At 47.0% G+C, this 12,008-nt stretch carries 8 protein-coding genes; 3 read left to right on the plus strand and 5 right to left on the minus strand.

The genetic code is table 11. The annotated features are described in order from the left end of the window. Window positions 1–2,299, plus strand: a 2,299-nt coding sequence (locus AACV78_RS27350) for a Calx-beta domain-containing protein (RefSeq protein ID WP_304941066.1), incomplete at its 5' end; no start/stop codon positions are given. Between the two features lie 301 nt (window positions 2,300–2,600). On the opposite strand, the gene AACV78_RS27355 is transcribed toward AACV78_RS27350, so the two are convergent. From AACV78_RS27355 to AACV78_RS27375, 5 genes are all read right to left on the minus strand, one after another. After that, window positions 2,601–4,913, minus strand: a complete 2,313-nt coding sequence (locus tag AACV78_RS27355) for a GumC family protein (protein WP_194009692.1) — start codon at window positions 4,911–4,913, stop codon at window positions 2,601–2,603. A 571-nt stretch (window positions 4,914–5,484) separates the two neighbouring features. Next, complete coding sequence (locus AACV78_RS27360) at window positions 5,485–7,002, minus strand: polysaccharide biosynthesis/export family protein (RefSeq protein WP_194009691.1); 1,518 nt, start codon at window positions 7,000–7,002, stop codon at window positions 5,485–5,487. A 323-nt stretch (window positions 7,003–7,325) separates the two neighbouring features. Beyond that, window positions 7,326–8,036, minus strand: coding sequence for a cyanoexosortase B system-associated protein (locus tag AACV78_RS27365; protein WP_194009689.1), 711 nt, complete (start codon window positions 8,034–8,036; stop codon window positions 7,326–7,328). Beyond that, window positions 8,036–8,911, minus strand: a complete 876-nt coding sequence (gene crtB, locus AACV78_RS27370; RefSeq protein WP_194009702.1) for a cyanoexosortase B — start codon at window positions 8,909–8,911, stop codon at window positions 8,036–8,038. Before crtB ends, AACV78_RS27365 begins: the two co-directional genes overlap by 1 nt. 231 nt (window positions 8,912–9,142) lie before the next feature. Beyond that, window positions 9,143–10,282: a DegT/DnrJ/EryC1/StrS family aminotransferase gene (locus AACV78_RS27375; protein WP_194009688.1), complete on the minus strand. Its 1,140-nt coding sequence runs from the start codon at window positions 10,280–10,282 to the stop codon at window positions 9,143–9,145. Window positions 10,283–10,462: 180 nt separating this feature from the next. On the opposite strand from AACV78_RS27375, the gene AACV78_RS27380 reads away from it, so the two are divergent. After that, the gene (locus tag AACV78_RS27380) at window positions 10,463–11,518 is read left to right on the plus strand and encodes an NADP(H)-dependent aldo-keto reductase (RefSeq protein WP_339383806.1); all 1,056 of its coding nucleotides are present in this window, start codon (window positions 10,463–10,465) and stop codon (window positions 11,516–11,518) included. A gap of 180 nt (window positions 11,519–11,698) precedes the next feature. Next, window positions 11,699–11,896: a hypothetical protein gene (locus AACV78_RS27385; protein WP_194009687.1), complete on the plus strand. Its 198-nt coding sequence runs from the start codon at window positions 11,699–11,701 to the stop codon at window positions 11,894–11,896. Window positions 11,897–12,008: the final 112 nt, after the last annotated feature.

Genomic DNA, 12,008 nt, shown 5'->3' on the forward strand with positions numbered 1-12,008 from the left:
TGCTGATTACGCCAATACTGCCATCCCTGTCAATTTTGCCGCTGGGGATTCTACACCCAAGACGATCGTCGTTCCTATTGTCGATGACGCTTTGGTGGAAGGTAACGAAACCGTCAACTTAAGCTTGACCAATCCCACCGGCACCAGCCGTGTCAGCTTGGGAACGCAAAGTACCGCCACTTTGAACATCGTAGACAATGACGCTGCTGTCCCTGTCGGCACCCTGCAATTTAGCGCCCCCACATTCAGCGTCAACGAAGATGGAACGCCCGTTGCAGCCGTGACAGTCACTCGCACAGGTAGCAGCACCGCTGCCGCCTCAGCTACCGTGAACCTCACCAATGGTACTGCTACAGCCCCTGCTGATTACGCCAATACTGCCATCCCTGTCAATTTTGCCGCTGGGGATTCTACACCCAAGACGATCGTCGTTCCTATTGTCGATGACGCTTTGGTGGAAGGTAACGAAACCGTCAACTTAAGCTTGGCCAATCCGACAGGTGCCACGCTTGGAACGCAAAGTACCGCCACTTTGAACATCGTAGACAATGACGCTGCTGTCCCGACCAGCACCCTGCAATTTAGCGCCCCCACCTTCAGAATCAGAGAAGATGGAACCGCCGTTTCAGCCGTAACAGTCACTCGTACTGGCAGTAGTGCGGCTGCTGTCTCAGCGACGGTGAGCTTGGCCGATGGTACTGCTGTTGCCCCTGCTGACTACGCCAATAGTCCGATCGTTGTCAATTTTGCCGCTGGCGATTCTACACCCAAAACGATCGATATTCCGATCGTCAACGATACTTTGTTCGAGGGTAACGAAACTGTCAATTTAAGTTTGATTAACCCGACAGGTAATGCCGCGATTGGAACCCAAGGTACCGCCGTTACGACCATCGTAGACAATGACAGCACCCTGCAATTTAGTTCCCCTACCTTTAGTGTCAACGAAGATGGAACGCCCGTTGCAGCCGTGACAGTCACTCGCACTGGTGTAACCTCTGGTACAGTCTCAGCCACCGTCAGCTTAACCGATGGTACTGCTACTGCCCCTGCTGACTACAATGCTAATGCGATCGTTGTTAATTTTGCCCCTGGCGATTCTGCACCCAAGACGGTCAATATTCCGATCGTCAACGATACTTTGTTGGAGAGTAACGAAACTGTCAATTTAAGTTTGGGCAGCCCGACAGGCAATGCCTCGATTGGAACCCAAAGTAGCGCCACTTTGGACATCATAGACAATGACAGCACCCTGCAATTTAGTGCTCCTACCTTCAGGATCAGAGAAAATGGAACGGCCGTTGCAGCCGTGACAGTCACTCGCACTGGAAGTAGTACCGGTGCAGTTTCAGCTACCGTGAACCTCAGTAATGGAAGTGCTCAAGCCCCTGCTGACTACACCAGTAGTCCGATCCTTGTCAATTTTGCTGCTGGAGATTCTGCACCCAAGATAGTCAATATTCCCATTATCGATGACACTTTGGTGGAGGGTAACGAAACTATCAATTTAAGTTTGGTTAACCCGACCGGCAATGCCACGATTGGAACCCAAGGTACAGCCGTTACGACGATCGTAGACAATGACAGCACCCTGCAATTCAGCGCCCCGTTCTTCAGTGTCAACGAAAATGGAACGCCTGTTTCAGCAGTGACAGTCACTCGTACTGGTAGTGCTGTCGGTGCAGTCTCAGCGACGGTGAGCTTGTCCGATGGTACTGCTACAGCCGGCCCTGATTACACTAATGGTTTGATCGCTGTTAATTTTGGCAATGGGGATTTAGTACCCAAAACCATCACCATTCCCATTATCGATGACACTTTATTTGAGGGTGACGAAACTCTCGGTTTAACTTTGGTTAGCCCTATAGGCGCCACAATTGGAAGCCAAAGCAGCACCGTTTTGAGCATCATAGACAATGACCCTGCACCTGTTCCCCCTTCCCCTCTCGTTCCCGCTCCGGCTCCCGCTCCCACTGGCTTAATAACTGCATCGAGGATTGTCCCCGCCGATGATGATCTAATTACTAACTTTGCGGAGGCTAATGCGAACAACCAAGTTAGCAATGTCGGGCAAAATGGGATGCCATTGCAGAGCAGTACCGATATGCAGAACGCGGATTGGATGGTCAATTTCACCAACTCTTTGGGTGGAATGGCGATCGCAGGCCCAGGAACTTCCTCTAACGTCGGGATTAATTCCAATAACTCGATCGGCAATTTCGGTACCACAGATAATTGGTTGAATTTACCCAAAGAGCCGATTATGGGCAGCAATGCCTCGAATCTATTGCTGGCTTAGATGCTAGTTTGGTCGCCTTTAACCAATTTGCTCAGTGCGTTTTTTGACGAGCGATTTGCGTTAGTGGGTTTTAATCATTGGTGATAACTTCTAAAGTTGTCACCAATGTCAAGTGGGAGAGGCAGACAGATTTAAATGCTGCCTCATCCTCGCTTGATAATGATATTTGGAGTTGAGACTAAACAACTCTTGTATGAATTTTTGATTTACAGGAAAACCGCTGATGAACGTTGCTGAACGCAGACTATTTGAAAATAGTTGATGAATGAATGTAATTGCTCGTCCAATCAAGCCCCGTAAATCAGTTAAATTTATTATGAATAGCTTTGTTTTTTGGCTTAGACTGGTGCGGTAATTGCCTCGATCGCACTTCAATAGCTCGATCGCCCGCATCACTCAAAGGCCACTCCAACTCATCAATATCGTTATCATTGCGGAACTTCTTCACCCGAATATCAGCACCGTTGATAATCGCCCCCAACAGCCGCGGCCCGGATTTATGCGAATCCTCGTCGTCAAATTCCAGCAACTGATCCGCAGCTTCAGACAACATACTAGCCAGAGTATAACCAGCCCGCGCCACCAAAATTATACCGTCCGTGTACGGTTCCAGCGTCAACGCATCATTGCACTCGCTCAACGCCGGAGAATCCACAACCACAAAATCAAAGCGATTGCGAACATCCTCGAACAATCTCCGCATTTCACTCGATTCGAGTACCGCCGAAGCCTGCCGCAAACAGCCCGGACTCGGCACAACATACAGGTTTTCCACATCTGGAACCAAATGGACGCACTCGCTCATATTGCCGTAATAGTGCAAAGGTTCCACCGCCGCTAGAGGATCTGTAGCGATTCTCAAAGATTCTACGTTGGAAGCCGATCGCAAATCTGCTTCAATTAATAAAGTCCGTTTGCCCGATCGAGCCGAGGCAATTGCCAAATTGTAAGCACTAAAACTCTTCCCCTCCAAAGGAGCCGCCGAAGTCAACAACACCACCTTCACCGGACTTTCGCCAATTCGACGCAAATTAGTCCGCAACCGCTCGTAAAACTCCAAATAGGGGGAATTGGGCTCCAAAGCCAGAGGCATATCATCCTCGTAGGAATCAAACACGATCGCTTCAGGCAAAACTGCCAGTATCGGCACCTCTTTTTCCACCAAAGCCGCCCGCACTTCTTCCCAACTGTAAAACTTGCCGTTGAGCATCCCCAACAAAAATATCAACCCACCGCCCAACAGCAATCCTACAAATCCCCCCACCGCCAACATCACCAGCAAACCTCTCTTGTTTGAATCAACATCATCAGTTTTGGGAAGTTGGGCGATTCTCAAACTCCCCGTTGTCTCCGCTACTGCGGCTTGTGCGTCTACCAAAGCTGACTGCATCTTGTCATAGAGAGCTTTTTTGAACCCCACTTGCTGGATCAGCCGCGCTTGTTCTAACTGCTTGTTGGGAATTGTGGCGTGCTCTAAGCGCAATAGTTGTTCAGTTTTTTCGACTCCTTTGATTTGCTGTTGCACCATTTCCCGCTGGGTTTGCAAAGTAATCAAATTTTGAGCTAACTGTTGTCTGGCGGGATCTAAAGAAGAGTCTATCCGAATGCGATCGGTACTTCTGAGCGGTGCCGCCACCCCGTTACCGCCGAGCACCTCAGATTGTCGCTGCTGCAACTGCTCGTCAAAAGCTTGTTTTTGTTTGAGCAATTCTACAATTTTCGGGTGTTCTTCCTGCAAGTCGCTACGGAGAATTTTGAGCTGAGATTCGATCGAGAATAGTTGCACTCGCAGTTGTGCAATAATTGGATCTGCAGAAAGTGCTTGGGCGACGTAAGCTTGCTCCACATTCAATCCCAAGCGATCCTGCAAGCTATTAATTTGAGCTTCAATTCCTCCCAACTGCACGCGGAGTTGCCGCTGCAGCTGTTGGCTGCCGGTAATCGCTTGCGGCAGCGTACCGTTGAGAGCTGCTAAAATTGAAGTCCCTTCTCGTTTTTCGTAGGCTTCTAGTTTTGCTTCCGTCTCTCTGAGTTCCTGAGTTACTTTCGGCAAGCGTTCTTGAATTTGGGCGATCGTTTCTCGCAATCTAGAAGTATTAATATCTTGGCTGCGCTCCACCATTGCGTTCATCAGCACCTCCAGTACCTCTTCTGCTGTTGTGCGATCGGCATTTTTGTACAATACTTGAATCAAAGCGCTGGGGTCATTATTCTTACTCGGCATCTTGATCTGCACCTTGTCTGCCAGCTTTTTAGTCAAAACTTGTACTTTTTTTTCCGTTTCTTTTGGATTGACTATTGCTGCTACTTTTGTGTTTGGTTTTTTTTGGGCTTTGATGAGTTTTTCTGCTGCTGGTTTAATCACATTTTCTTGATCCAGCAGCATATCTTTAGTTATTTCTTGTCCTTCCTGTTGAATTTTAGTAGTAGTCGATGAAAAAATGACGCTCGGCCTGCGGTATGCCAGCGTACCGGAAGCAACGTAAACCGGCGCGGGAGTTGGCTGCAAAGCCACTACTCCCGACACGCCCACAGTCGTCGCCAGAGTAGCCAGTCCCACCCACTTGTATTGGTCGAAAGCAATTAAATAACGTTTTACAACTGATAAAGTCATAATGATTGTTGACTGTTGACTGTTGACTGTTGACTGTTGACTGTTGACTGGGGAATTGTTGACTGGGGAATTGTTGACTGTTGACTGTTAACTGTTAACTGTTGACTGTTAACTGTTGACTGTTAACTGGGGAATTGTTAACTGCTGACTGTTGACTGTTAGGAATTAAAATTTAATAACTTAAGCGATTGTTCGTTACTGTCGCTCTGACTGGTAATGCAGATAGGCGAGGAAGAGCCTCCTTTGAGGAAGGCAACTTACAGGAGAGAGGACTGTAGGAGATGTTTCAGTTATTAAGTTGTCGATCCTAACTGCTGATTGTTGACTGTTGACTGCTGACTGTTAACTGTTAACTGTTAACTGTTAACTGTTAACTGTTTATTTTGAGTAAATCATAACTAATAACTAATAACCATCACTAATATAGCGGTTCTCACCAAAGTGAGGTATGCCCAATGCCCAATCAAGGCCCAATCAATGCCCAATCCCTCCGCTTCGCGCTCGCCCAATCCCTCCGCAACGCTAGAGCCCTTCGGCCCTGTTTGCCCAATCAATGCCCAATGCCCAATGACTACCTATTATTAGGCGACGGGCCGAATAGATTTGTTACCCCATTTCTTAACTGATCGAAAAACAGAATAAAACCCAAAATATCGCGGAACGGTCTAGTAAAAGTATTGATTACATAACCAACGCGCTCTACCAGATTCCTACCGATCACGATCACATCATTATCTTCGAGCATCGGGTTCTCAGAAACATTGCCCTCCAAAGCAGCTTTAGCATCTATCTTGCGGTTGATAGCTCTACCTTGTTTTTGGTCGAACCTAATCAAAGCCATTTTCCGCAAGTCAGCTAGATTTACAGGTAAGTTGTTGATAGCATCCAAAAACTTGCTGCCATTTTCTAGGTAGAACGAAGTCAAACTACCACTAGCGTAACTCAAAACTCGAACGTAGATCCTGGGCTTAATCAAGGTAGACCGCGCCACCAGAGCTTTGTCGTAATCTAGGTTTTTGGTACTCGCGTCTAATTCCGGGATGACAATCACGTCTCCCGATGCTAAAGGAAAATCGAACAAATCCTGAGCGTTTGCTAGGGGAGTGTAGAGGTCGATGGGTTCATCCACCGAGGAGCCGTCTGCTAGCGTCCGCCGCACTCGCACCTCCCGCAAATCGGCTTTTCCCGTGACTCCCCCCGCAATCACCAAAGCAGCGGAAATTCGACCGGAACCAGCCGGAAGCGTGTAAAAACCTGGTTTGCTGACTTCTCCGGTGACGGTGATTTGGACGGGAAGGGCGGCAGCGGCTAGGCTGTACCTGGATACTAAATCTCGATCGGACTTGCGATCGGCTGTAATCTGTTTATACGGTACGACGATGGCATCTCCATCTTCCAAACGCAAATCCGGCGGAGCAATACCAGTTTGCAGCGGTGTCAAAATATCCACAACTTGCTCCGCCACTTCCCCACCCGGCAGAGTCCGCCGCACCCGCACCGCCCGCAGTTCGGCCGTAGGATTAGTCCCAGCAGCAGCCGCCAAAGCCGCCGGAAGCTGCGGGGTTTGCAGGGGATAAAAACCAGGTCTCGCCACTTCCCCCGTCACCGTCACCACTACCGGGCGCTGAACCAGCAAAGCACTCGATACTTGAGGATTTTTGATAAATTGGGAAAAGCGCTCGCGGAGTCGCTGCTGTGATTCTTCGACAGTCAGACCGCGCAAATTTACTGATCCAATCAGCGGCAGTACAATTATCCCTTCAGGGCTGATAGCACCTGTAAAATTCAGCTCTGGGAAGCGCTGAACTTGAACCGAAATCTGGTCTCCAGGGCCCAGGCGGTAAGGCCGATTCCGAAAAGCTGGGTTAATTTGCCGGTTGAAGTTGGCTGGCGGCGGCGGTACGCGCAGCGGTGGCGGCGGCACCAACTGTTCTGCACTAGGAACAACGGATTGAGCTAAAGCTGTTTCGGGAAAAATTTTGCCGTTAAAGCCCCAGAATACAGCAGCAAAAGATAGAGTCCAAGCTGTTGAGTGCAGACCAGCCAAGGAAAAAGCAACGCGATTTTTAATTGTAAATTTTTCCCGCATTTTTATTGGCAGATAAAATCTCGTAATTATTTGGAATAATATCCTGTCCGGTCGATCGATCTAAAATTAGTTCGTAGTGCGGTTTAGTCCGCAATCCGGGAGCCGACACTGACTGACGCACGCGCGATCCTAATGTTTTTGTTATGGTAAGCGATCGGAGATGATATAATTAGTTGTTTTTTAAATTTCATTTGGGTTGGGCAAATCTCAACTAAAAATCTTTTTTCTTGATACCAAATCAATTGAAATTTCTTGATTCTTCTAGCCCGCAGAGGCGGTATTTGTTTGTATATAAGCGATTTCAATCGGACTCTTGATTAAACTCAGAAAGTTTCTGCCATTAATTGAGCTTGAACAGTTTGACTCAGAGATTCCAGCAGCGGTTCAACTATCTTAATCTCGCTTTGCGCTTCAATGGGAAGGATGATACTGACAGCAACCCAAGAGGCGCGGCGGTTCGACAGTCTCGCCATACTGTCTTCCCAAAACCAGCGGCTGGTTGCTGGAGAACCTCCGTTAGGCCAAGCGTACCACTGCACGACCGCAAAAGTTTGTTGGGGAGTCCAACTTCGGAAAAACCGGGCCTCGATGGTAGATGGCGGCTTGTCGGGTGTTGTCGCTAATTTAACTTTAAACCTCAAAGTGCGATGAGAGTCTGTTTGCCATCGGTGAAATCCATCGATATCTAGCCATTCTACTTGGGGCTGGTTTTTGGGGTCGTTTTGAGGCAACAGCAATAAAATAGCTATTGTTTGATGATTTTTAATTTCTTGAACTAACCACCTGTGACCGCCAATTACGACGTTATTCTGGAGGCGGGTCTCTTTCCAGCCGGGAAGTGTCATCCCGTTTTGGCGCAAACTTTTTAATTGCTTGAGGTTTGCAAGAATTGGTTGGTTTGTCCAAGGCCAATTTCCCGTCGCGTAGCCGGGAATTGCTACCGCCCCAACCAGTACCAACAAAAATACCAGTACCACAATTTTTGATAATTGGTAACGCTGCAGTAGTTTCTGTGCTGAAATTATTTGTTTCATCAATTGCCATACTGGTTTGGGGAATACTTTTCCATGCCGTTGAGGAGAAGTACCAATAAACCTAGTATACAAGCAGAGTACAAGTCTCCGCCCCATCCGGCGTGCAGCCAATTAAAAAGCGTCTCTCTCTCGGTTCCGTGAAAGTAAGTTAGCAATGTGTTGCGGAGAATGTTGGAAGTGATGCTAATGATAGATGTAGCTAATAAAAACAAAAGGCTTTTTTTGTAGGAACTCCAAACTCCCGTCCAATCTAGCAGAATTAAGCTGACGTAAAGACTGGTAAACAGCATTTTTAAGCCGGCACAGTGGGGCGCAACTTCTACAATGCGATTGTTGACGTAGAGATAAATTTCTTCTACTCTGACGTTGAGACCTACTTTAATTAAGATTAAACCTGATGCCTCAGCAATGAAGTGTTGTAGCGGCAATGCGTAGGGTTCTATGAGGTAAGGAATGTGGTTTGGTGATGCCAGAAATACGAATAAAAGTGGCATTCCCTGCAATTTTAAGCCGGGGATTCCTTTTAAGCACAGGCAAATCGCGGCCAGCATTAATGGGAGTGATAAATTCACTAAATCGCTTAAGCGACTCAGATAAAAAAGTGTCGCTAGTACCAGCAAAAAGCTTCCTAAAGGATGCGGGGTGTTGGGCAAGCGCAGCCAGCATTTTCGGTTCGTCCAAGCAATATAAGCTGCGTAGGGCAAACCAATTATTCCGTGGCTGAAATATTCGTGTTCGATGTTGATGTTTTTGTTGAACCAACCGTCGTACCAGTGTACTAACAGGGGGGCGTACAGCAGCACTAGGAGGAGCGCGATTTCTTCGCCCAAAAGGTATCGCTTGAAAATAATCTGAATTCTGCGCTGGATGTGCATAATTTGAGAGGTTTTGATATTGCCGCGCTGGGTTGGTAATGGGAAAGCGGTTGGCAAGTGTGAGTTAAATATTTGTTAATTCTTGACATCGGACACTAATATAGCTTTTCTCAAAAAGGTACGGATTTTTGATATTGGTTGGTACCGGATGTGAGTTGATTTTGATCTTGAATGCTTGGATAACTGCACTCTACTGCTGTAAACACTTTTAGCATAACTTGATATTAACAATTAGCAATTCAACGATCGCCCGATCGCCTGTACAACCTGTTCGATCTGAGTATTGCTCAATCCGGGATACATTGGCAATGATAAAATCTGTTGGCACAGGGTTTCTGCGTGGGGGAAGTCGCCCGGATTGCCTAAGTGTTGGTAGGCTGGTTGCAGGTGGCAGGGTACGGGATAGTGGATGCCTGTTTCAATCCCTTCTTGGGCGAGTTTTTGCTGGAGGGTATGGCGGTCGATCGGGCTTTTCTCAGTAATGTGGATCGCATAGATGTGATAAATGTGACCTAAACTGCTGTGATTGGCGATCGGTACAATGCCTTTGTGTTTCAGCGGCTCTAATAAAGTATTGTAATGTTGGGCGGCTAAGTTGCGATCGCGATTCCATTTTTCTAAGTAAGGTAATTTAATGTTGAGTATGGCCGCTTGCAAATTGTCGAGGCGGCTGTTGGTGCCAATTTCTGTATGTAAATATTTGCTAAGAGCTCCGTAATTGCGGAAAGTACGCATGGTTTTTGCGAGCTCTGCATCGTTAGTTATTAACATCCCGCCGTCGCCAAAACAGCCGAGGTTTTTGCTGGGATAAAAGCTGAAGGCTGCTGCTTTCCCAACTGAACCCGCGCGGTATCCTTCTCTTTCGGCTAAGTGCGCTTGGGCGGCATCTTCAAAAATTATTAAGTTGTGGCGGTTAGCAAAATCTAAAAGCTGACTGGGCGATACCATTTGACCGTAGAGATGTACGGGAATAATTGCTTTAGTTTTCGAGGTAATTGCTGTTTCGGCTGCTGTGAGGTCAATCAGGGCGGTTTCCGGGTCACAATCTACCAGGATAGGTATTGCTTTGGCTTGAATGACGGCGATTACGGTAGCGATAAATGTGTTGGCGGGTACGATAATTTCGTCGCCCGGATTAATGCCGCAAGCTTGGAGTCCCAGGGCGATCGCATCTGTTCCACAAGCCACTCCTACGCCGTATTGTACTCCAGAAGCTGCTGCAAATGCTGTTTCAAATTCTGCCAGTGCTTGACCTAAAATAAAGTCTCCTTCCTGGATTATTTTTCCAATTACTGCTGCTATTTGGGATTGAATTGGTTGGTGTTGCAGCGAGAGATTGACAAACGGAACTTTGGGCGGGCGACTACTCATACACCACAGGGATAGTAATTATTTATATTAACATTTAAGTGCGGATATTTTTTTAAGATTTTTAACCGCAGAGGGCGCAGAGAACGCAGAGGAAAAGAGGAAGAGAGGAGAAAGCCGATCGCACTTTTCGGGAGTTGTCAATTAAATCAAGGTTTTTCGGTAATATAGAATGAGATAATTGTGCAGCAAATCGAAATCATGGAATACAAAAAACTAGGCAACAGCGATTTATCAGTATCTGAAATTTGTTTGGGTACGATGACTTACGGCCAGCAGAACACCGTTACTGAAGCAGCGCAACAGCTCGATTTGGCAATTTCCAAAGGAATCAACTTTATCGATACGGCCGAAATGTATCCGGTGCCGGGAAAACCGGAAACTCAGGGAAAAACTGAGGAATATATCGGGCAATGGTTGACGAAACAGCAGCGGGATAAAGTCATTATAGCGACGAAAGTGGCGGGGAGAAGCTCTCGATTAAAGTGGATTCGGGAAGGGAAAAATCAGATCGATCGCCCAAATGTCGAAAAAGCCCTGAACGATAGCCTGAAGCGCTTGCAAACTGACTACATCGACCTCTATCAGATCCACTGGCCCGATCGCTACGTGCCGCTATTTGGCGCGCCGGATTACGATATTACTCAAGAACACGAAACTGTACCAATTTTGGAACAGTTGGAGGTGTTTGCTGACTTGATTAAAGCTGGTAAAATCCGCTATTTGGGTTTAAGTAACGAAACGCCTTGGGGAGTTTGCGAGTTTTGCGAATTGGCCGAAAAACACGGTTTGCCGAAAGTTGTTTCGATTCAGAATGCTTTTAGTTTGAGCAATCGGACTTTTCACATGAATTTGGCAGAAACTTGCCGTTTTAAAAATGTGGGATTGATGGCTTACAGTCCTTTGGCTTTTGGAATTTTAACGGGTAAATACTTGAATGGAATCCCGGAAAATTCGCGGCTGGCTTTGTTTGCTGGATTCGGTCAGCGTTACGATAAAACTAATCTGAACGATGCGGTGAAAGCGTATATTGAGATTGCGCGCAAACACGGTTTGACTCCGGCGCAGATGGCTTTGGCGTATGTGCGCTCGCGCTGGTTTGTAACTAGCACTATTATCGGTGCAACAAGTCTCGAACAGTTGGAGGAAAATCTCGGCAGTTTGGAGGTGAATTTGGATAAGGAGATTGTTTCGGAAATCGATGCGGTGCACGCTAAGTATCCGAATCCGACACCGTAAGTTTATTAGTAGGTTGGGTTGAGGTAACAAAACCCAACTTACCACTTTAATATGCGAAAATTACATAGACAGAACTTACGCACTCCGCCCAAGAAACCGGGTTTTTTAGTGAATCTGCGGGCTGTAACGAAGTTTGATCGCAAAAAACCCGGTTTCTGAGTTCCCCTGCGTAAGTTTTAGTTGAGGAAGTTTGCAACTTCTGGTTGGGAAAAGGTTTTTGAATTCGATCGCACTCAAGTATTAGATGTGCTCAGAGGTTTTCTGGCTGAAGTGATGCAGCTAGCTGTAGATAAGGGTTACATCACGCTGGAAGAGAAGGAGGAATTTATTCGTCCGGCTTTTGCTAGCAGTACGGATGCTGTGGTGTTGAGTAAGTAGTTGGTTTGGATGGTGTTTTGGGCGATCGGTCTTTTTGTTTGTTGTCAATGAATATTTAAACCGCAGATGCACGCGGATGCACGCGGACAAAAGAGGGATGTTTTGGGCGATC

Source organism: Tychonema sp. LEGE 07196, assembly GCF_963890365.1.
Classification (GTDB): Bacteria; Cyanobacteriota; Cyanobacteriia; order Cyanobacteriales; family Microcoleaceae; genus Microcoleus.